Origin of the sequence: Leisingera sp. ANG-DT, from assembly GCF_000813785.1 — a bacterium.
Classification (GTDB): Bacteria; Pseudomonadota; Alphaproteobacteria; order Rhodobacterales; family Rhodobacteraceae; genus Leisingera.
Genome location: NZ_JWLE01000003.1, coordinates 30,199 through 51,373, shown reverse-complemented (window position 1 = coordinate 51,373; position 21,175 = coordinate 30,199). Strand labels below are relative to the sequence as shown.

The 21,175-nt window shown below is 60.4% G+C and carries 16 protein-coding genes and 1 pseudogene; 10 read left to right on the top strand and 7 right to left on the bottom strand.

What is annotated here, in order from left to right; translation table 11 throughout:
* Positions 1–2,096: polysaccharide biosynthesis tyrosine autokinase (locus RA21_RS04390; protein WP_039146736.1), on the top strand; the 2,096-nt coding region annotated here is incomplete at its 5' end.
* Between the two features lie 84 nt (positions 2,097–2,180).
* On the opposite strand, the gene RA21_RS04385 is transcribed toward RA21_RS04390, so the two are convergent.
* Positions 2,181–2,468 (bottom strand): hypothetical protein, encoded by a 288-nt coding sequence (locus tag RA21_RS04385; protein WP_039146733.1) that lies wholly within the window; start codon positions 2,466–2,468, stop codon positions 2,181–2,183.
* Between the two features lie 326 nt (positions 2,469–2,794).
* On the opposite strand from RA21_RS04385, the gene RA21_RS04380 reads away from it, so the two are divergent.
* The 4 genes from RA21_RS04380 (at position 2,795) to RA21_RS04365 (ending at position 8,107) form a co-directional block, all read left to right on the top strand.
* A complete protein-coding gene (locus tag RA21_RS04380; RefSeq protein ID WP_241483472.1) occupies positions 2,795–4,915 on the top strand; it encodes a YjbH domain-containing protein in 2,121 nt (706 codons plus the stop codon).
* On the top strand, positions 4,912–5,547 hold the full coding sequence (locus RA21_RS04375; protein WP_039146730.1) for a YjbF family lipoprotein: 636 nt from the start codon (positions 4,912–4,914) through the stop codon (positions 5,545–5,547). Before RA21_RS04380 ends, RA21_RS04375 begins: the two co-directional genes overlap by 4 nt.
* Positions 5,548–5,572: 25 nt before the next feature.
* Positions 5,573–6,952 carry a polysaccharide biosynthesis/export family protein gene (locus tag RA21_RS04370; RefSeq protein ID WP_193748049.1) on the top strand — a complete coding sequence of 460 codons (1,380 nt, stop codon included), beginning with the start codon at positions 5,573–5,575 and terminating at the stop codon, positions 6,950–6,952.
* Between the two features lie 111 nt (positions 6,953–7,063).
* Complete coding sequence (locus tag RA21_RS04365) at positions 7,064–8,107, top strand: acyltransferase family protein (protein WP_052257593.1); 1,044 nt, start codon at positions 7,064–7,066, stop codon at positions 8,105–8,107.
* Between the two features lie 36 nt (positions 8,108–8,143).
* On the opposite strand, the gene RA21_RS21945 is transcribed toward RA21_RS04365, so the two are convergent.
* The 5 genes from RA21_RS21945 to RA21_RS04340 form a co-directional block, all read right to left on the bottom strand.
* A complete protein-coding gene (locus RA21_RS21945; protein ID WP_193748048.1) occupies positions 8,144–10,078 on the bottom strand; it encodes a glycosyltransferase in 1,935 nt (644 codons plus the stop codon).
* Between the two features lie 192 nt (positions 10,079–10,270).
* Positions 10,271–11,626, bottom strand: coding sequence for a lipopolysaccharide biosynthesis protein (locus RA21_RS04355; protein WP_152610488.1), 1,356 nt, complete (start codon positions 11,624–11,626; stop codon positions 10,271–10,273).
* Positions 11,613–12,905: a hypothetical protein gene (locus tag RA21_RS22970; protein ID WP_206540042.1), complete on the bottom strand. Its 1,293-nt coding sequence runs from the start codon at positions 12,903–12,905 to the stop codon at positions 11,613–11,615. The genes RA21_RS04355 and RA21_RS22970 overlap by 14 nt, the downstream gene beginning before the upstream one ends.
* Before the next feature lie 92 nt (positions 12,906–12,997).
* The gene (locus RA21_RS04345; RefSeq protein WP_039146724.1) at positions 12,998–13,873 is read right to left on the bottom strand and encodes a glycosyltransferase; all 876 of its coding nucleotides are present in this window, start codon (positions 13,871–13,873) and stop codon (positions 12,998–13,000) included.
* Between the two features lie 67 nt (positions 13,874–13,940).
* On the bottom strand, positions 13,941–15,386 hold the full coding sequence (locus tag RA21_RS04340; RefSeq protein ID WP_039146721.1) for a mannose-1-phosphate guanylyltransferase/mannose-6-phosphate isomerase: 1,446 nt from the start codon (positions 15,384–15,386) through the stop codon (positions 13,941–13,943).
* 382 nt (positions 15,387–15,768) lie between these two features.
* On the opposite strand from RA21_RS04340, the gene xrtE reads away from it, so the two are divergent.
* Positions 15,769–17,310 carry an exosortase E/protease, VPEID-CTERM system gene (gene xrtE, locus RA21_RS04335; RefSeq protein WP_241483471.1) on the top strand — a complete coding sequence of 514 codons (1,542 nt, stop codon included), beginning with the start codon at positions 15,769–15,771 and terminating at the stop codon, positions 17,308–17,310.
* Positions 17,282–17,530: a hypothetical protein gene (locus RA21_RS22965; RefSeq protein ID WP_206540041.1), complete on the top strand. Its 249-nt coding sequence runs from the start codon at positions 17,282–17,284 to the stop codon at positions 17,528–17,530. Before xrtE ends, RA21_RS22965 begins: the two co-directional genes overlap by 29 nt.
* 380 nt (positions 17,531–17,910) lie before the next feature.
* Here RA21_RS22965 and RA21_RS04330 read toward each other — a convergent pair whose 3' ends face one another.
* Complete coding sequence (locus RA21_RS04330) at positions 17,911–19,611, bottom strand: hypothetical protein (RefSeq protein ID WP_052257591.1); 1,701 nt, start codon at positions 19,609–19,611, stop codon at positions 17,911–17,913.
* A 615-nt stretch (positions 19,612–20,226) separates the two neighbouring features.
* Between RA21_RS04330 and RA21_RS22545 the strand changes: the two genes are divergently transcribed.
* From RA21_RS22545 to RA21_RS23485, 3 genes and pseudogenes are all read left to right on the top strand, one after another.
* A complete protein-coding gene (locus RA21_RS22545) occupies positions 20,227–20,553 on the top strand; it encodes a hypothetical protein (protein WP_152610486.1) in 327 nt (108 codons plus the stop codon).
* 174 nt (positions 20,554–20,727) lie between these two features.
* Positions 20,728–20,939, top strand: a pseudogene (locus tag RA21_RS23490) (transposase); the annotation flags it as partial.
* Positions 20,922–21,173 carry a transposase gene (locus RA21_RS23485; RefSeq protein ID WP_446720191.1) on the top strand — a complete coding sequence of 84 codons (252 nt, stop codon included), beginning with the start codon at positions 20,922–20,924 and terminating at the stop codon, positions 21,171–21,173. The pseudogene RA21_RS23490 and the gene RA21_RS23485, both read left to right, overlap by 18 nt.
* The last annotated feature ends 2 nt before the right edge of the window (positions 21,174–21,175 follow it).

Here is a 21,175-nt window from a genome sequence, read left to right as displayed (position 1 = left end):
CGCCGGGCGATGCACCGGAAGACGACGTCATTGATCTTGGCGCCCTGTTTGCCACCTTGTGGCGCGGCAAGTGGATCATGCTGCTGGCCACTATGGTCACCATTATCATCGGCGGCTTTTATGCCTTTGTGGCCGCGGTGCCGCTCTACACTTCCAGCGCCGTGGTGATGTTGGAGACCAAGCAGCAAAGTGTGGTGGATCTGCAAAGCGTCGTCAGCGGATTGTCGGGCGATTATGCCGAAGTAAACTCCGAGTTGGAGGTGCTGCAATCCCGCGGGCTGATGACCAAGGTCGTGGACAAGCTCAGCCTGATGGAGGATCCAGAGTTCAACGGCACGTTGATGGAGCCTTCTGCCTTGGGGACCCTGATCTGGACGGTGAAATTGGAGATCAAATCGCTCCTGGGCCTGCAGCGCCCGGGAGTGGAAATGCCCCCGGAGTTAGTCGAGCAGCTAATCCGGGACAGCGTGGTCTCTACCCTGCTGGACAAGGTGTCGGTGCGCAATGTTCCCAACACCTTGGTGTTCCAGGTTGTCGTGGAGACCGAATCCGCCCGCAAATCGGCGCTGATCGCCGATACCATCGTCGATCTCTATATCCTCAACCAGATCGAGGTGAAATTCGACGCCACCGAACAGGCAACCACCTGGCTGACCGACCGGGTGGCCGAGCTGAAGGCGGAGCTGGAAGCCGCCGAGGCCAAGGCCAGTGAATTTAATGCCGGCACCGCGCTGATCTCAGCAGAGGCGCTGCAGGCGCAGGAGGTGCAGCTGAAGGATCTTCGCGAGCGCATTTCTCTGGCTAAATCAGCCGCGGAGACTGCGCAGGCGCGTTATGACGGGCTGCGCGGCACAGAGACACGCGCGGCGCAGACGGAGATCAGCCAGGACCGGCAGCTGCAGCGGTTGCTGGCGCAGGCGGACACCGAAGCGGGTGCGGCTGCCTTTGACACCGCGTTCCAGCGACTGCTGGCCAGGGCCGCACTGGAAGCCCGCCGCGCAGGCCAGCAGCTGCAGACGCTGGTCCAGTCGGAAGCCGAGCTGAGCAGCCAGCTTGCCCGGCAGAGCGAGGATCTGATCACATTGCAGCAACTCAGCCGCGAAGCGGAAGCGGTGCGTCTGCTCTATGAGTATTTCCTGACCCGCCTTAAAGAGACCTCGGCTCAGGAGGGCATCCAGAAAGCCGACAGCCGACTGTTGTCGCGGGCGGTGATCCCGCTGTTCCCGTCTGCCCCGCGGAAATCCCTGGTTCTTGCCATGAGTGGCATTCTGGGGCTGATGCTGGGGGCGGGTGCGGTGCTGCTCCTGGAGGCGCGGCGCAAGGGCTATCGCTCGGCCAAGGAGCTGGAGCGCAAGACCGGCTACAGCGTGCTGGGGCAGATCCCGGTGTTCCCGGCAAACGGCCGCCGCAAGGTGCTGGAATACCTGGCCGAAAAACCCTCATCCGCCACTGCGGAGGCGGTGCGCAACCTGCGCACCTCGCTGATGCTGTCCAATGTGGACCAGCCGCCGCAGGTGGTGGTGATGACCTCCTCGCTGCCCGGCGAAGGCAAGACCACCAACGCGCTGGCGCTGGCGCAGAACTTCGTGGGCATCGGCAAGAAGGTGCTGCTGGTCGAGGGCGACATCCGGCGCCGGACCCTGACCGCCCAGCTCAGCAATGTGCCGCCGCAGGGCATCGTTTCGGTGCTGGCGGGCGATGTCCCGGCCGAAGCGGCGATTTTCCAGGACCCGCTTTTGGGCTGCGACATCCTGGCGGGGGAGAAGACCTCGGCCAATGCTGCTGACCTGTTTGCCTCGGAGCGGTTCAGGGACTTCCTGCAGGAGATGCGGCAAGGCTACGACATCATTCTGATCGACACGCCGCCGGTGCTGATCGTGTCCGACGCCCGACTGATCGCGCGCAATGCGGATGCGGTGCTGCTGGCGGTGAAATGGGATGACACCGCCGCGCAGGATGTGGAGGAAACCCTGCGGCTGTTCCACACCGACAACCAGCGCCTGACCGGGATGGTGCTGGGCCAGATCAACACCCGCCGGATGAAGCAGTACGGCTACAGCTACGGTGATTACGGCTCGAAATACTACGCCAGCTGAGGCGGCAGGCCGGGGGGCCTGCCTTGCAGAAACGGCGCGCCCCCAAGGGACGCGCCGTTCTTGTGAGCCGGGGCCAGGACCGGATCAGTTGGTGCTGACGGTGCTGGTGGTGGAGGGGGTCGAGCCGCCGCCTGCGGCGGCCGCAAGGCCGGCCGCAGCAGCGGCGGCGCCCAGGGCCGGGGCAATCAGCGGCACAAAGCCGGTGACGCCTTCCGCTTCCGCCGCTGCGGCGGCTTCTCCGGCGTCCACCACAGCGCCGGTGCAGGCGTCGTCTTGATTGGTCTGGTTTTCTTCACAGTTGTCCTGGCTGGCCGTCTGGGCGGCAACGCCGGTTGCAGACAGGGCCAGTGCTAAGAGGGTAATCCGGATCATCGTCAATCTCCTAAACCTATCCGGCGCGAGCCTATCATGCCCGGTCTGTCCTGAGAATGCCGCACGGCTGCAAAAGCCCGCCATGCTTCACTTTTTTTACGGTGTTCCGCCGCCGTCGCAACCCTTGCGGGGTGTTCCGGAGACGGCCCGGGCCTATCTGCGCCGCTGCGCGGCCAGCAAGGGTTGCAGCGGCGGCGCAAAAGCGCAATGAGACAGGCAGATTCGCCACAGGCGGGAGACATTTTATCCGGTCCCGCCCGGCTGCGGGACAGCCAGCCGGAAAACGGATATGGGGAAGCGGGCGACAAGTGATTTTTAAAAGCGTTATGAGACAACGGAGACTTCAGGGACGGCATTTGCTGCTGGCAGCGCTGATGCTGGCGGCCCCCGCAGCGCTGACAGCCCAGACCACGTCGAATTACGGCACGCCAGGGCTGATCGAGACGCCCACCGCCGAGATGTATCCCGATGGCACCCTGGCCTTCACCAGTGGCATGCTGGACCGAACGCTGCGGGCCACAATGACCTTTCAGATGCTGCCCTGGGTGCATGGCAGCTTCCGCTATGCGGTGATCGAAGATTTTGACCAGGGCGGGGCACTGAACCGCTACGACCGTAGCTTTGACATTCACTTCCTGCTGCGCGAGGAAGGCCGCAGATCCCCGGCCCTGGCCCTGGGGCTGCGCGACTTTGGCGGTACCGGCATCTACGCCTCGGAATATTTGGTGGCCACTAAGACTTTCCGGGAGCGGCTGAAACTCTCCGGTGGCATCGGTTGGGGCCGGATCGTCGGGCGTGGCAGTTTTTCCAACCCTCTGGGGATGCTGTCTGATCGCTTCAAGACCCGGCCTGACGCAAATGCGGGCGGCATTGCGACCACCGGCCAGCTGGATTTTGGCAATTGGTTCCGCGGCGATGCAGCTTTGTTCGGCGGCGCTAGCTGGCAGTACAATGACCGCCTGACCCTACTCGCGGAATATTCGCCGGATCTTTATACTCAGGAGCGCAGCCGCATCGGCTTTGAGGTCAATTCGCCGGTCAACTTCGGCCTCCAGTACCGGTTCAAAAATGGCACACAGCTAACCGCCTCCTACTTGTACGGCAGCACCCTGGGGGTCAACTACAGCTATTTCATTGATCCGCGCCAGAGCGTGGCGCCGGGCGGGCAGGGGGCGGCGCCGCCGCCCTTGCTGCCGGTTGACCGCGTGGCGCTGGCCAGCTGGAACCTGCCGGACGGCCCTGCCGCACCTGCCCGCCGCCAGCAGGCGCTGGCGCGCAGCCTCGAACAGGAAGGGCTGCGGCTGGTCTATCTTGAGGAGGCGGGCGAAACCCTGCGCATCGGGGTGGAAAACGGTCGCTACGGCCAGGCCGCCCAGGCCATTGGCCGAACCGCGCGGGTGCTGGCCAATACCCAGCCGACGCAGGTGCAGGGCTTTGACATTGCGTTGATGGCCAACGGGGTGCCGCTCAGCGCGGTGCGGATTGCCCGCAATGATCTTTATGAACTGGAGCATGACCTGGACGGCGCCTGGCGCAGCTTTGCCCGTGCCGAGGTCTCCGACAGCATCTCTCTGGTCAAGGGCGGCTTCACCGAGGCCGCCTATCCGCATTTCAGCTACCGCTTCGGCCCCTATCTGCAGGCGTCCTTCTTCGATCCAGATGCGCCGTTGCGCTATGAGATCGGCGCCCAGCTGGGGCTGGATTACACGGCTGCCCCGGGGCTGACCCTGTCAGCCGGGCTGCGCCAGCCCGCGGCCGGCAACCTGGACGACAGCCAGCGCCAGTCCAACTCGGTGATCCAGCGGGTGCGCTCTGACTGGGGGCTTTATGCGCAGCAGTCCGATCTGCGCATTGAGCATCTGACCGCGGAATATATCTGGCGGCCCGGTGAAAACCTCTATGCCCGCACCACGCTGGGCTATCTGGAAAGCATGTATGGCGGGCTGTCGGGAGAGATCCTGTGGTTCCCGGCCAACAGCCGCCTGGCCCTAGGGGCTGAGCTGAACTATGTGCGCCAGCGCGATTTCGACGTGCTGTTCGGATTCCAAGAGTATTCCACCGCCACCGGCCATGTCTCCGCTTATTACGATCTGCCCGGCGGCTACCACGCCCAAGTGGACGCGGGCCGCTACCTGGCCGGCGATTACGGCGCCACGCTCACGCTGGACCGGGAATTTGCCAATGGTTTCAAGATCGGTGCCTTTTTCACCCTGACCACGGTGAGCTTTGATGACTTCGGCGAAGGCTCCTTTGACAAGGGGATCCGGCTGGAGATCCCGGTGTCCTGGCTGACCGGCCGCCCGTCGCGCGACCGGCTGGCCCAGGTGATCCGCCCGGTGCTGCGCGATGGCGGCGCCCGGCTCAACGTGCGCAACCGGCTTTATGGTGTCACCCGCGAGGCGCGCGCGCAGCAGCTGGTCAAGGGCTGGGGAAGGTTCATGCGATGAAACGCCTGTGGTCCGTGCTGTCCGCCCTGCTGCTGCTCGCCTGCGGCGAGGCAAAAGACGACCTCGAGCTGCTGCGCGGCGCGCTGCAGCCCGATGCGCCCCGGTTCCACCCGCGTGCCTCGGCGCTGGCCTCTGTCCGGCCGATTCCGCCGCGGCTGGAGGTGGGGTTTCCGAGCCGCGGCCTGAGCGGTGTCATGCTGCTGGAAACCGAACGTGCGGGGGTGCAGACCTGGCTCACCGCCGATGGCGCCACCATCACGCTGGAGCAGGGCTTCCTCACCTCCGCCAAGGGCTTCGGCTCCGGCCTTGCGGGGTCGGATGTAAGCCAGAGCGTGGATCTGGTGCTGGCCGCGCAGCCCGGCACAGTGGAGCGGTTTCACAGCTTTCTCAACGGCAATGACCAGATCGAGCTGCACGCCTACCGGTGTGAAGTCACGCGCCCGGGGGCGGACACCATCTTCCTGCGCGGTGTGCCGGTACCTGTGCAGAAGCTGGAGGAGCGCTGCCACGGTCTGGCGGAAAGCTTCACAAATACCTATTGGATACGGCAGGGGGCAGTGCTGCAGTCTTCGCAGTGGACCGGCAGCTTCCTAGGCAACCTCTTCATGAAAAGGGTGCCGGATGAGAATTGAATGTAAGTTGATTGGAGGACGCACCGTGCGCCGCATTTCCCTTGCCCTCAGCGCCCTGGCCCTGGCCGGACTGGCCTCCGGCTGCTCAACCATCTACCGCAGCCCAGCCGTCAAGGCCGGCGTGTCGGAGGCCGGCAAGGTCCGGGTGGTGGCAATGACGCCGGAGACGGTGCTGGTTGCCAACCGCGCCGCCTATCAGCCGAAGACCCTGCCGGCTGTCTTCGGGATCTCTGCGGGCTCCGGCGCCGGCGCCAGCCCGCGCGGCCTGGGCGCGCTGCCTGATGCGCCGTCCTCCCAGGACGGCAGCCGCCAGGGGCTGCGGCTGGACCCACCACCCAGCGTTGACCCCGGCCCCTATACCATCGGCACCGGCGATGTGGTGACGCTGTCCACCCCCTCGACGCAGGGCACGGTTGCCGAACTTTCGGGCCTGCTGGCGGCGCAGAACAGCCGCAACGGCTATACCGTGCAGGATGACGGCGCGATCAATATCCCGGACGTGGGGCGGGTGCGCATTGAGGGGCTCACCGTGGATGAGGCCTCGGCGCTGCTGTTCCAGCGGCTGGTGGAAAGCCAGATCGACCCGACCTTCAGCCTGGAGGTGTCGGAGTTCAATTCCCGCCGGGTGTCGGTGGGCGGTGCCGTCGGCAAGCCTGGCGTCTACCCGATCACCCTGACGCCGCTCACCTTGGGCGAGGCGCTGGCGGCAGCGGGATCCGTCTCGGTGGCGGATATCGACACCAGCTCGGTGCGGATCTACCGCGATGGCGCCATGTACCAGATCCCGCTGGAGGATCTCTATGCCCGCTCCGCTCTGCAGCGCCTTACCCTGCTGGCGGATGACTCGGTGTTTGTGGATACCGATTACGACCTCGATCGCGCCGAACGTTATTTTGCCCAGCAGATCCAGCTGCAGCAGACCACGATTACCGGCCGCCGCGCCGCTGTTGAAGAGCTGACGGCTGCGCTCAACCTGCGCCGCGCCGACCTGGAAGAGCGCCGCGGGAATTTCACCCAGGCGGTGGAACTGGACGCGGTGGAGCGGGATTACGTCTATCTCAGCGGCGAGGTGCGCACCCAGGGCCGCTACACGCTGCCCTTCGGGCGCCGGGCCACTCTGGCCGATGCGCTGTTTGACACCGGCGGCGGTATTGCCAAGGAAACCGGCGATGCCTCCGAGGTCTATGTGCTGCGCGCCTCTGACGACATCCGCGAATTCGGTGCGGTCACAGCCTGGCATCTGAATGTGCGCAATGCCGCCCATCTGCCGCTAGCCGCCAGGTTCGAGCTGCGCCCTGGAGACATTGTCTTTGTTGCTGAAAACCCGGTCACCCGCTGGGGCCGCACCATCGATCAGATCACGCCTTCTCTGATCACCACGCCGATCAACGCGCTGTCGGATTAAAAACCTGCCGACGGGCGGCCCGGACCCACAAACGGGCCGCTCTGCCGGAGCCTGCGGTGCAGCCGGAAGCCGCGCCCTGGCCTAAAACTGTATTTATAAAGAATAACACAGATGCCCCACACCCTTTCAGAGCGCACGTCTCTCTTCTTGGATTTTTCCCGCGCGTCAGCAGCCATCTATGTTGCGCTGCATCACGTTGTAAAAGACTTTATCGGTTTTGATGGCCTCTGGAACCTGTTCCGTTTCGGGCAGGAAGCGGTTCTCATTTTTTTCCTGATGAGCGGGTTTGTCATCTATGCCAGTGAACACGGAAGGGCTCTGGATCTGCGGGGCTATCTTTTCCGCCGGGTCAGGAGAATATACCCCCCTCTCCTGGTCGCATTTTGTGTTTCCGCTGCCGTTGCACAGTATAACGGGACTTTTGCAAGGGAGTTTGACTGGGTCAATTTGGGCGGAAACATTCTGGCCCTCCAGGATCTCGCGGGGCTCAAGCCCGGAACGATTACGGAACCTTTCCTGGCCAACGATCCGCTGTGGTCGCTGTCTTACGAAGTCGCTTTTTATCTCATGTTTCCCGCCGCCTTGCTGCTTCTGCAAATAGCGCCGCGGGCCGCTTCGCATCTGATTGGGCTCGGGGCCGTTGCCTGTTTCGCGGTCTACACCGTCTTTCCGCATCACTTTTTGGCAGTCGCCGCTTATTTTCAAATATGGTGGACCGGAGCCATGATCGCCGCGTCCTATCTGAAAGGCGGACGCAGCTGGGCCACTATAGGCCCTGCCTTTTGGTGGCTGGCGGTTCTGACGATAGCTGCGGCCGTGAATTGCGCCTTTGCCGGCATCGGTAAAATCTGGTCGTATCCGGTGCTCCCGTTCCGCCACTTCATCGTTGCTTTGGTCTTTGTGCTTGTTGTCTTTAGCAGGCCCGGAAACCGGATCATCCAAACGGTTGCATTACCGCGAGCCGCCACGAGATATGCAGCCAGCATTTCCTATGCTGTCTATCTTCTGCATTTTCCCATTCTTATCCAATGGCAGGTCTCTCACTCCCCGGCCGGGTTTGCGTTCAGCCTGGTGCTTCTGATCGTCCTGAGCCATGCCACGGAAAGGTGGCTGTATCGTGTGCTGCCCCGGTTCCCTGCACGCACACCCGCCTAAGCGCGGAGACGTGTGTGCAGGGGAATGGAGAAGGGGCTAGCCTGCTTTTCTGTCCTGGCCCGGCTGGAGCTGCTGCAGGATGGCATCGATCATCTGCTGATCATCCTGCGCCACATGCAGCAGCGGATGGTCCCCGATGCCTTCCCCCCCGACCGGGGAAACAACGGTTGGAATGCCGGTGTCCAATGTCTCGAAAACCTTGATCTTGACCCCTGACCCCAGGCGCAGCGGCGCCACTGCAATATCCAGGGAACAAAACACCTCGGTGGGGTCCTCAATGAACCCCGTCACATGGACATCCTCGCCGGCAAGCGCCTTCACCTGATCCGCCGGATGCGCTCCGATGATCCAGAAATGCGCATGGGGGCAGGCCGCGCGGATGGCCGGCAGCAGGCTGCGCGCCATATGCGTGACTGCATCCACATTCTCCTGACGGGCCATATTGCCCCAGAAACCGATGCGGCCAGGCACAATTGTCTCCGCGGTCCGCTTTGACGGGTCGACAAACACCGTTCCCCGGACCGGTTCACCGGCAGCGGCGCATCCGGGCACAGTATTGCGGATCATCTCCGCGTCCTCATGCGCCAGGGTATTGACCTCCATCACCGCGCCCCAGGTGCGTTTCTCCCACTGCTGAGCGCGCCAGGTTTCAAACCTGTAAAACAGCCGTTTGCCCCCTGAGGAAGCAGCCGCCATCCGGCTGTACAGCTTGGACACGATATCGTGCTGACGGAACCGGAACAGGGGCATGGCGGAGGGGTCCACCGGCGCCAGACCCTGCGAAAAATCCGCATAGAAATCGGTCAGGGCAGGATCGGCGAGCTGCTGCTCCAGGCATGATTTTGCAGCCAGCCGCCGAGCTGAGACAAAACCGGGCAGCCAGGGGTGGCGCAGCATGCCTAGCAGGCGCAGCGGTTTGGAAATGCTGATCTGCCCCAGGTCCTGCACGTTGGCTGGCCATTCAATGTCTGTCTGGTCCAGCCGGTCCAGCTCATTCATGAAATACATCAGCCTCACAGATTTGTAGCCGCCGGCCTTTTCCAGGATCTTCTGGCGGGCCAGTTTCTGGCCGGAGGATGTGGCATCCGGGTTCGGCGCAAAGCCGCACAGATACAGCAATGTCCGGCTGCTGTCTGGCGGCAGCGTCAGGCTCTCCGCCTGGGTGTGCCACTGCGTCAGCACCCGCTGCCAGTCGGCATGATCCGGCATCCCCTCCAAAAACCGGCCAAAAGCATCAATTTCCGGTGCATAAATCCGCTGCAGCAGATTGCGCACGGCCTCGGGAACTGGCGCGTCCTCGCCGGGAAACACCTGCGCAGTGGTCTCCCCGACCGGCCTAGTACTGCGCCCGTCCGTGGCGTGGGACAGAAGCGCCTCCAACAGCTCCTGCGGCTGGGAACTGATCTGCTCAAACGGAAACACGCGCAGCCTGTCGCGGCCGAACACCCGGCTCCAGCGCTCCAGCTGGCTGGCATAGTCGCTGTAGCGTCTGGAGCGTTTGAGGCATAGGTAGCCTGCCAGATCCCGCACCGGAACATCGGCCAGGCTCCAGCCCCTATCAAAGGCAGTTTCCATCTTGGCACCGGACCAAGCGCGCTCCACCGGATTGCGCGCAATGAAGACCACCTTCATGTCCGGGAACAGGGCCCGGACGGCACGGATGCGCCACAGCGGCATCGGGCCGTAATCCGGCGCAACCTCGACAACCGGACCTTCATTCTCCAGCCCTTCGAACTGGGCCAGATAGCGCTGCAGGCTCCACATCCGGCCGCGGTCGAAATGGTGGCATTCCTTGATCTGCGCAACCGCTGCCAGCTGCTGCCGCTCCAGCTGCGCATGCACCCAGGTGGTGCCGGATTTCTGGGCTCCGACAACCATCAGGCTGACCGGCCGTTTCATCCGCGCCCGTACCAGCGCCCGGTAAGGCGGCAGGTAAAGCACCATCAGCAGTTCCGCAGATGCAACAGCCATCTGCAGCCCTTTGGCGGCTGTTGAAAAAACGCCTTTGCGTTCCCGGTAGGGGTTGGCCCCAATCAATTTGCGCAACATGCTTCCGTTATCCCTTGCAGCCTGGCTGCTGTCCAATCCGTTGTGTCCAATAGCAGTATCCGCCTCTGGCTCAGCCAGGATTCTGCAGCCGCCCCGCTTGCTGCCGGGCGCCGCTCAGGCACCGGTGACCCGCCAGCCTTTGCGCAGCCAGGACAGCACCGAGGCATCAAATCCGGTCTTGCGCAGCGCTGCCGTCCAAAGCGTGGCCTCCAAGCCTGCAAGGCCCAGACCGGCCCCCGCCGCAATCCCCGGAACACCCCAGGCATAGCCGCAAAGCGCAATACAGCAAACGCCTGCAGCCAAAGCCCAAAAAGAGATCCTGGCGTGCAGTTTCTCATGTCCGGTCATGTTCAGCAGCATGCCGCAGCTGCCGCTCATACCATTGGCCAGATGCCCTGCAGCCAGGATCACCAGAACCGGATACATCGGCACAAAATCCGGCCCCAGAAAGGCCAGCAGCTGCTCTCCGAAAGCAAGCGCCAGAACAAAGGCAGCCAGGGCGGGCACAAAGGCCAGGCTCGCGCCGGTCCGCAATTCCCGCCGCAACCGGTCCAGGTCACCTGCGAAATAGGCAGCGGAAATCCGCGGTCCGATCACCGTGTTGACGGCGTTCAAGGTGAAGGCTGCAAGCGCTGCCGTGCGCGATGCGGCAAAATAGGGGCCTGCCTGTTCCGGCGAGATAAAAACCGCAACTGCAACCACATCCAGGTTGCTGAACCCGACGGCAGAAACAGTTGTCACCCAGATGCTGCGGGTGGTTTTCGAGACCTCGGCCAGATCGATTGCGCTCTGCCCTGTGCTGCCATTCCGAGGCGCTGCCACCAGCCGCCACAGGACCCGGGCCTGCAGCAAAGCCAGCACCGCCAGCAGCACCGCCCCCGCAGCCAGAAGAGCCGGAAACTGCTGTCCCGGCGGCAGGCTCAGAGCCACTGCCAGCCCGGCAGGCAGAAGCAGCAGGCGCCAGATGACATCGCGCGGCGCCAGAGCCAAGAAGATGCGGCCGAAGGATCTCAGCATCGCGCCATGCACCTCAACCGAAACAAATGCCGGCAGCAAGATCAGCCCAAGGCCCTGAACAGCAATGCTGCCCAATACGCCGTCCGGGAGCCGGCCCGCAGCCAGCAGGATACCGCCGCCGCACAGGATCCCCGCCGCCGCACAGACCGATGAGACAGCCAGCGACCGGCGCGCAGCATGGCGCATCACCATACGGGCCCCGGCCCGCTGCTGTGCCGCATTGTATTGCCCGAGATAGCGCAACAGGCTGATCGGCAGACCCAAGCCGCAAAACGCCGTCATCAGGGTCACAAAGCTGATGACAGAAACGAAACGGCCATAGTCCGTGACCGACAGCCAGCGGCCAAGAAGCATGACCATTGCATAGGTCGCCGCCGCCGCCAGGACACGCAATGCAAGCGCGGCAAGCGCCTTGCCGACCAGCCTCTCTCCGGCCCGCTCACCCATGGGCATATTGCTCTTCCTGGGCCGCGCGCAGCCGCGCTTTGCGCTGTGCCGCGCTGCGCATCTGGACACCGATGCAAAACCCCGGAGCTGCCCAGATGTAAAAGGAGGTCAGAATGCCGCCATCCATGAAGGCCGAAAGCCCGAATATCAGAAAAGTCAGCCGCGTCCGGCTGCGGTCATAGGGATACCCCGCATAGCCGCGGCTGAACAGGCAGATCAGAATGGCCCCCAACAGCAGCAGCATCATCGGAATGCCCAGATACATCAGCAAGCGCAAAAAGAGGCTTTTGGCTGTCAGCGCATCGCCGTTGGCCAGGTTCTCCCGCACTTCCCATAGGAAAGACAGCTTGGCCACACGCTCGGGGAAATAGAAGATCTCGTTCGACCAGCCGATCCCGAAAACCGGGTTCTCCAGGGCAATCTCCAGCGCCGTGAGATTATAAACCGCCCGGATAATTGCGGAGGCATCGTATTCCACATTGGCCAGACGGTCGATAATTCTCTGGAACAGAATGTCGCCTGCCGCCATCAGCGGCACCAGCGCCAGGAACAGCAGCACGAACAGGACAACTTTGGTGCGGCCATGCACATGCCTGCGCGTCAGCATCACTGCCACTGCGGCCACCGTCATCCCCACACCAATGATCGACAGGGAGGCCAGCCCAAGAAGCAGGCAGATGGTGAGCTTTCCCCAAGCAGGGCCGCCGCTCAGCGGCTGCGCAAACCAGGGCAGGAAGAACACCAGCATCAGCTTGGCAAGCTCAGAGGGCTCCATTGTTGGCCCATTCAAACGGCCGAATCTTTCAATATAGGGCAGCCCGAGATTGTCCCGGGCTCCCTCGAACAACGGCCACAGAAGGTCATACAGCGGGTTAGATACCTGGGATGACGCAATCTGGAGCAGTGTATAGCCGACTGTAATCCAAAATGCCGCCGTGATCATACGGTTAAGCCTATGCGCCGTCATCAGCTGGCTGACTGCCACGCAGAACACGACGAGAACAGAAAGGAAAACCGGAACGATACTTGTAATTATAGCCTTGCGGGCCGGGTTCAGCCCGTAACCCTGAACCCCCTGCGCACTAAGCAGCGCCCCATGAAATACAGTTAGCAACGAAACCAGAAAGAAAATGATCACGAAACAGCGGAGGAAGAACCCTTCTGGCCCCCGCTGCAAGACAGGCTTGAGCAAACCGCCATTCAGGAAGAGTAGCGGTGCCAGCAGCAGAAAAGGTAGCAAAGACAGATTGGTGTCGAAATTCCCGAGAAGCCCGGGTTTGATCATCGCACAGAACGGCAGTGTCAGCACAAAAGCTGATGCAAGCATCAGTTTTGCGCGGTAGGGTTTCGCCTGATGTGTAATAGGCATTTCCAGCGCTACGCCCGCCCGTTCATGACCTTCGTGCGCAGCGGGGACTGATAAATCATCCGCATGAACCCTGCTGGCGCTACTCTTAGCAGAAAGCGCGCAACGGCAAGACAATAATCTGCTGTCAGCAGTCCGTTGCGGGCTCGTATAGCCCGGCTGTACCAGTACAACTCCGCCAGCCCCCGCTTTAGTGAACTGCGGCGCTCAAAGAATCGGCTGCCGAGGCGCCAGCTGAACACTCGGTCAGGGCAGTTTCCGATTTTCACGCCGCGTTCCACCAGCGTCACCAGAAATGCGAGATCTTCACTCAGAAAAGCCACTGGGTATCTCGTTGCAGGATCGCGGGCAACGTCGCCACGCATGCAGTAAGTCGGATGTAGAACTGGATTCAAGCATCTCAGGGCGCGTGTGCAAGCGTCATGGGACAGAGGAAAGTTGCGTTGTCCGGACGGCTTGCCCGAGTCGTCAATGTCAGTCACTTGGCAGCCAATCAGTCCAAGCTCCGGATTGGCCTCAAGGTATGCGATTTGAGACCGGAACCGCTCTGGATGGGAGATATCATCTCCATCCATACGGAACACAAAACTCTCGTCCTCTAGCACTTCCAGGAGGGCATTGAGTGATTTAGCCAGCCCTTCATTCTGCGCGTTCCGGACGATCTTGTAGAATCTGCTTGCATTCTGCTCCAGCCAAGACTCATGCCTAGTAGGCAACGGGCCATCGCAGCACAGATAGATCCGGGTGTAAGCCCCGAAACCGGCTTGTGCTTCGATTGATCCGACAGCTATGTCAAACTGCTCAAGGCTATCGTTTTCGTAGAGAGTGGTGAGAACTGCTGTCTGTGTAGACAACACCGGGGGAAATTGATCTGCCTGCACACTCATAAATCTATCCACTATTCCTCAGTTTTGACCCGCCAGAATGCTGATGGGCCGGATATCAAGCCTCACCTCACCCTCTGGCATAGACGTCCTCGTAGCGCACGATGTCATCCTCGCCCACATAAGCGCCGGTCTGCACCTCAATTAGCACCATCGGCACCTTGCCGGGGTTTTCCATCCGGTGGACGGCGCCCAGCGGCACATAGATGCTCTCGTTCTCGGTTACCAGTTTTTCCACCCCGTCCACAGTGACCTTGGCCGTGCCCTCGACCACGATCCAATGCTCGGAGCGGTGAACGTGGCTTTGCAAGCTGAGCGCGGCGCCGGGATGCACAAGGATCCGCTTCACCTGGAACCGCTCGCCCACCGCCAAGCTCTCGAACCAGCCCCAAGGGCGGTGGTCCTTGGGGAACTGGGTGGCTTGGGGCGCGTGTTTGGCCTTGAGTGCCGCCACCGCCAGTTTCACATCCTGGGCGCGGGATTTGTCGGCGACCAGCACCGCGTCATTCATCGCCACCGCCATGATGTTCTCAAGCCCGATGCCGACCAGTTCCAGCCGCTCGCTGTCCGCGCGCAACAGCGTGTCGCGGCAGCCGATCGCGGTGGCGCCGCCGCTGGTCACAACGCCCTGGGCATCCGGGGGGCTTTCGCGCCAGACCGCATCCCAGCCGCCCAGGTCGGACCAGGCGGCATCAAACGGCACCACCGAAAGATTGTCCGCCTTTTCCATCACCGCATAGTCGATCGAGATATCCTCGGCGCCGCTCCAGGGTTCCGGCGCCAGACGCAGGAAGCCGAGGTCAGGTTTGGCCTGATCCAGCGCCGCCTGCACCGGTGCAATGAGGGCCGGCGCATGAGCCTGGAAGGCGGCGATCATATCGGCGGCGCGGAACAGGAAAATGCCCGCATTCCATTTGAAACTGCCCGCCGCCAGCATTTCGGCGGCGCGGGCGGCATCGGGTTTTTCGACGAACTGCTTGAGCGGCACCGCGGCGCCGTCCGGCGCGCCCCCGGTCTCTGGCGCGGCGGCAAGCTCAAGATAGCCATAGGCGGTTTCGGCGTGGGTTGGCGTGATGCCGAAAGTGACCAACTGACCCTCCGCCACCGCCTCAAGGCCCTTGGCCACGGCGGCGTGGAAGGCGGCGGTGTCCGGCACCACATGGTCCGAGGGGGCCACCAGGAGCACCGCATCGGGGTCCACGGCCTGCGCGCGCAGGGTGGCGGCCAGCACCGCGGGCGCGGTGTTGCGGCCCTCCGGCTCGATCAGGATGGCACCAGGGTCGATGCCGATGGTCTGTAGCTGCTCAGTGACGATGAAGCGGAAATCGGCGTTGGTCAGCACCACCGGCGCGGCAAAGCGCAGGCTGCCCGTCTGCCCGGCCAGCCGTCGGGCCGAGGCCTGGAACAGGGTCTCCTCGCCCATCAGGGGCACGAACTGCTTAGGGTAGCTCTTGCGCGACAGCGGCCACAAACGGGTTCCGGAGCCTCCGCACAGGAGGACGGGGGTAATCAACATGATTAAATACTCAGTCAAAGTTCGCTTGCCTCCGGTCCTAGTGAATGCCTGCCGCACTGACAAGTCTCAGGGGCGAGGTGCAGCAAAAAATTCATCATACGGTTTAAAAGGTGTGCTGGGATGCAATCTCCAGAAGGGCGCGGGTTCAGGAGTTGGTGCAAGCTGATTTCTGCTAGAAGGGTGCTCCTAAAAATGGAAGCCAACGGTTCCTGAGATAGCAACGGACTATTCGGTGGCCTCGGAAAATTAGGGCCAAGCCGCGTACTCTACACAAAAGGCTCGTGTTTAGCTTATGGTGCCGGGAAAAAGCAGGCAGAGGCGTTCGATGCGGGCTATTCTTTCAAGACCGCTCCTTCCCCGGCTGGCGGTCTTTGCGATCATCATGCTGGCGGAAGTTTATGCCATCCGGTCTGTCTTTCAATACCGGGAGGTGTTCTCCTGCGCTGAAACCGCGGCGCCGGGCTTGTGTTTCTGGATGACCTCCCTGCCGGTGCGTGCGGTCTATGTTAGCCTGGCTCTGGTGTTTGCGGCGGCGCTGAAGCCATCCCTATGGCAGGCAGCCCTGTCCGGTGCCGCCGCCTCAGCGGTCCGCCCGCAAGCTGCCCTGCTGCATTTTGCAGGCCTGGCGCTGCTCTTTGCGCCGCTCTGGCGGGTGCCCTTTGCGGAGTTGGAGGCGCAGTTTCTATTGGTGGCACCTGTCTTTCTGCTCGGCGCTTTTTGTACCGCCCTGGGGGCGCTGCTGTGGCTGATGCCGCTCCGGGCCTGGCGGCAGGGGTTGTTCGCAAGCGGCCTGTTCCTACCGGCCACCCTAGCGGCCTTCTTTGCGCTGCCGGATATCGTTGATGCAACCGGGTTCCTCTGGGGCGACAATCATCTCCTGACCCGGCTCACCTTTACGGCTGTTGGCCATGTCCTGTCAGTTTTTCACGCAGATGTCAGAAGCCTGCCGGAAGATCGTATTTTTGCCCTGAATGATTTTGCTGTCCGGGTTGGCGATCCATGCTCCGGGATTGAGGGCTTGGCCCTGATTACGCTCTTCATGAGTGGCTATGCGCTTCTCTCCATCGGCAGCCTGCGCCTGAAACCCTATTGGCTGCTGCTGTTCCCCGCAGCCCTTCTGCTGAGCTGGCTCTTCAATGTCCTCCGCATCTCGGTGCTGGTCTGGCTCGGCGCCTTTGTCTCGCCGGAGCTGGCGGTGGAGGGCTTTCATTCCTACGCCGGCTGGCTGGTGTTTTCCCTTCTGGCGATTGCCATCCTGATTGCCGCCCACAACATGGCGCTGTTTCAAAAAACGGCCGCGGCGAAGGCCCCGGGGGCCGCCTCGTCCCTGGCCGCGGATCCGCTGTTTGCCCGCATCGTGCCCTTCATCCTCTTCATGATCAGCGGCACGCTGACACCTCTGTTCTGGGAGGTCCCCTCCGATGGCTACCCGCTGCGGGCGGCATTGATGCTGCTGGGGCTGACGCTGTTCTGGCCCGCGCTGAAGGTGTTCAACTGGCGCGCCGGGCCGCTGGACTGGCTGGCGGGTGCCGCGGTGGCAGTGCTGTGGCTGTGGACGGCGCCGGAGAGCGGCGGCAGCAGCACCGCCGCGGCGCCGGATCTGTTCTGGATTGCCTGCCGCCTGCTGGGCACGGTGCTCCTGGTGCCGGTGATCGAAGAACTGTTCTTCCGCGCCTATGTGCTGGAGCGCATCGCCGACGCACCCGGCGCGCCCGCCTGGCGGCGCCTGGCCGGGCTGGCGGTCAGCAGCCTGCTGTTTGCCGCGCTGCACGACCGCTGGCTGGCGGGGGCAGGGGCGGGGATCATCTTCGGGTTGCTGTATCTGCGGACCCGCCGCCCCGGCGGCGCGGTGCAGGCGCATATGCTGGCTAATGCCCTAATTGCCACCGCCGCCATTGCCGCCATGGATTTCGGCCTGCTCTGATCCCGCCTGGCCGGTACCGGCAAAACTCGGCACGCAGCAAGCCGCCGAAGAGTGTTTTTATATGACCGGCCACATCACCATTTATACCTATGAAAACAAATATAAAATATGGATGGCCGAGTGGCTGGCTTCTCCTGAAGTCGCTGACCTCAGTAAAATTTCTAGCGCAGACAGAGGTAATATGCCAGCCCATACGGCGGTCCACACTTTCTCCAAATAGTCCCCGCTTGCTTAGCCTGCAGGGGTGATACAGAACATTGTTGTTTGGCTCTTTACCGCGCCGTGAAGGAACTCAGCGTGGCGTGTGCTCTGCTGCGCGCGCAAAGGTCTCAGGACAATTTCCCGAATAGCGGACACCTATGAATTTGAGCCGGCCCTGGTTCATGCTGCGAGCGACGTTGGCGCAGCGGCCTGCAGATAGCGACCCTTGCAAAGTCACGGTTACATTATTGAGTAAACTGATGCTGTTGGTCCGGAGCTGCCATGTGGAACTTCGAGGCTCAAGCCGCGTAAATGAGAACTGGAAGCAACATACAAACGTGACAGGACCAGGTTCTCTGCAAAGGCTGATTGAGAACCAGCAAAGCATTCTCTGGCTATTTAGAGCATGAGCATCAGTATCGGGACTATCGCGAGAGCCCCTAGGAGAGCTCCAAATCCCCCATCGTCACCGTCTTCTTCCGATTCTTCTGTAGGATCGGGCGCGTCATCTTCATCGACGTCTGGGATTATGGGATCATCGGAATCGTCTGGCGCATCATCCAGTCTGGCCCAATACTCCTCCATGGCAGGCGACCACTGTGGGCGATCGATAACCACTCTCATAATTTCAAATCCATCCAGGTCAGCGCGAAGGTGTCCTTCAACGTAGATCTCAGTTTCAACTTCGCTTTCTGACGGCGTGTCCAAGAAAGCATCTGCGTGTCTGCTACCAGGATTGTCACCATCTTCCACACCTAAGCAGGAGACAGAGATCTCATCACCGGACGTAAGCAATCCGTTCAAGTCCAAAATCGTGGAGGAAACCTCATCTGTTTTTGAAGCGACGAACAAAACAAGTTTCTCAGGTGAGGCAAATGCATGAAGGTCGACTTGTTCAAGCGACAATTCGTTCTGGTCACTTTCTGACCCAAATAGGTCAAGTGGACGAGTTCCAGGAAGTGCCTCCTCCATAAGCCGGAACATCTCACCAGCCGGTGTAAGTTCTTCATGCTCAAAGCCATGACTGAGAGTATTTCTTGTGTTCTGGAGAAGCGGCCAGACGTGAGCGGTATCCACATCGTGCTCCGAGAACTCCTCCATAATGTTTAGGATCTCATGCGCCTGTTTCAGACCGTAGTCGTTTTCTTCATCAAGACTGTCAGTAGATTTTTGGTTCCATTCTGTGACGTACTTTTTCAAATCTGGATCCCGCTCTTCCCAGCCCCGCTGAATTTTTTTCAGAGAGAAATCACGATGAACGGGGAGTTCGGGACCTCGGGAATAAATGTGGGCAACGACGCCATCTATCGACGCGAACTCTGTGTCGCTGAACTCGTTTCGAAGTAGCTCGTCATTTACCGCCGCCCAATTGACATCACCGGAACCGTTCAGGAACCTTTCACCGAGCTCCACTTCGTAATCTTGGGCCAGTTGCTGCAGCATCTCTTGAGGTGTTTCCAGATCAGAATACTGGTCATCCAGCTTGGCGTGATTGAAGTTTGTTGCGGATTGCACAACAATTTCAATGTCCTGCGCCTGGGGGAATTCCCCCTCAATGGAGGCTAATGCTTCATCTACGACAACGCTCATCTCGCTTGCTAGTCTTCCGTACTCCACAGAGGACATCTGCCCCCCGTCCCAGTATTCATTGCCGATTTCGAATGCTTTGATTTCGGCAACGCCATGAACTCCGGTTGCAACGTCCTGAATAAACTTGGTGAGTTCACCGTGATCGAAATCAGGATATCTGTTCCCATTGACGTCTGTGCGCTCAGATAAAAAATTTCGCGTTGGAAGAACAATTGTAACTGAGTGGCCAGCCTTCCCGGAAAACGCCAAAAATTCGGATAAAGGTACGAGTTCTTCCATTTCATCTTCAGCGTCATCGTAGCCGATCACCCGGTTTGGATCGTTGATATCAAATAGTCGCTCTGTGATAGCCCCGCCAGGATAACGCAGTGTTTCTACCCCCAACTCGGCAGAGAGTTCATCGAAGGTTCCATTTTCACCAAGGCGATCTCTCATAAAGAGAAAATTTCCGCCAAACTGATCTGGTCCGAATGCGTTCCAGTATTCTTGGTTAACCGACACACTGATCATAACAACACCTCTCAACCACAGCTTTCATCTTGAGCAGGTCGAGATAACAAATTGGAAACAATAAATTTTTAAAAATTACAAATTCACTAAAGCTCAGCTTGAAATCAGGGTAGCTGGGTAAAAATTTCCTTCAGAAATGACGGATTCGGTTACTGTTGAAGGTTTTGGGGGCGCGGCGAATGGCGTGACGTTTCTATTTTGAAAACAATGGTGCTTCTCTTTGTCTAGGCTTTATGGCGCGAATGCCGAGAGGGGTCCCCGTCACTGAGTCAGCATGACACGTCCGTCTGAGGGAGGGGAGCTACGGGCGTCAACTCCTTTTGCAGAGGAAAGCCATGCTCAGGGGAAGCTTCCGCTGAAAACCCAAAAACTTTCGTAAAATGAATCGGAGGTTTACCAGTGCTTAAGGCTTTGGCAGAAATGCTTGTTGTGTGGTTGGGTTTGGTTAGCCAATAAGAAGTAGATGCGAAAAATAAGAGGTCGTCACTTCCTTCTCCGACCGAGCATCGGCAGGAGCAATTTATTGATGTGCCAAAAACACTGGAAGATTACAGGCGTTGTATGCTGCCACAAAATAGGCGCCAAATTTGGAAGTAGTCTTACTGGAGTAATCACATGCCAAAAGAGAATGATTGTAGCACAACAAATGTGTTCCAGATTATCGATGGGGCGCCAATGCCAAGGATGCAGCTCCCGAAGGCACCTTTGCAAAACGTTCCTACAGCACGCGAACTAGTTCAGCGGGAACATCTTTCAAGGCTCAATCCATCACCAAATGCCGATCTGTTTGAGGCGATTTTCGACCAAATGGACGACGACACGTTTTGGGAGATAATCAACTTGATAGAGGGATGTGGCTTCTCTTTCTATTACGATGAAAGCGGAAAGAGGACTGTGCGAGAAGATCTCAAAGAAGCAAAACCTATTCCCGATCGCAGTTAATTTTTGAAGTTGCACAAAATTGGTACTGGGGATTCATGTCACGGATCCAGCATGATAGCTGAAAGGCATGAGCATTTGGGTCCCTACGAAGTACCAGACCACGAACTGCTCGTCCTGCAATGATGCGCTGAAGCGGCGCGGATCGCTGACAATCTGGTTCGATCCTGAGATGACCTGGACACCACCACCAAGCGGCAGAGCGGTCGACAACAGCGCTTTTGCGATGCGGCGATCCAGTCCTGTCTGGCCATGAAGGTGCTGTTTGGATTACCGCTGAGGCAAACGACCGGCTTCGTCGCGAGCCTATTGCGTCGATTTGGTCTGTTCCGGACTTCAGCACGCTGTGCCGTCGTCAGAAGGCGCGGAACGTGAACCTCCAGTATCGCGGTTCCCTCGGTCCATTGAACCTCCTGATCGATAGCACCGGCATCAAAGCCGAGGGCGAAGGTGAATGGAATGCCGGCAAGCATGGTGGTCCCAAACGCCGTATTTGGCGCAAGATGCACCTTCGGATCGACGAGGGAACACTGGAAGTGCGGGCTGACGAGATCACCAGCAGCAACGACGGAGATGCTCCCATGTTGCCGATCAAATCCCACCAGAACAGCAGAACAATGTAATC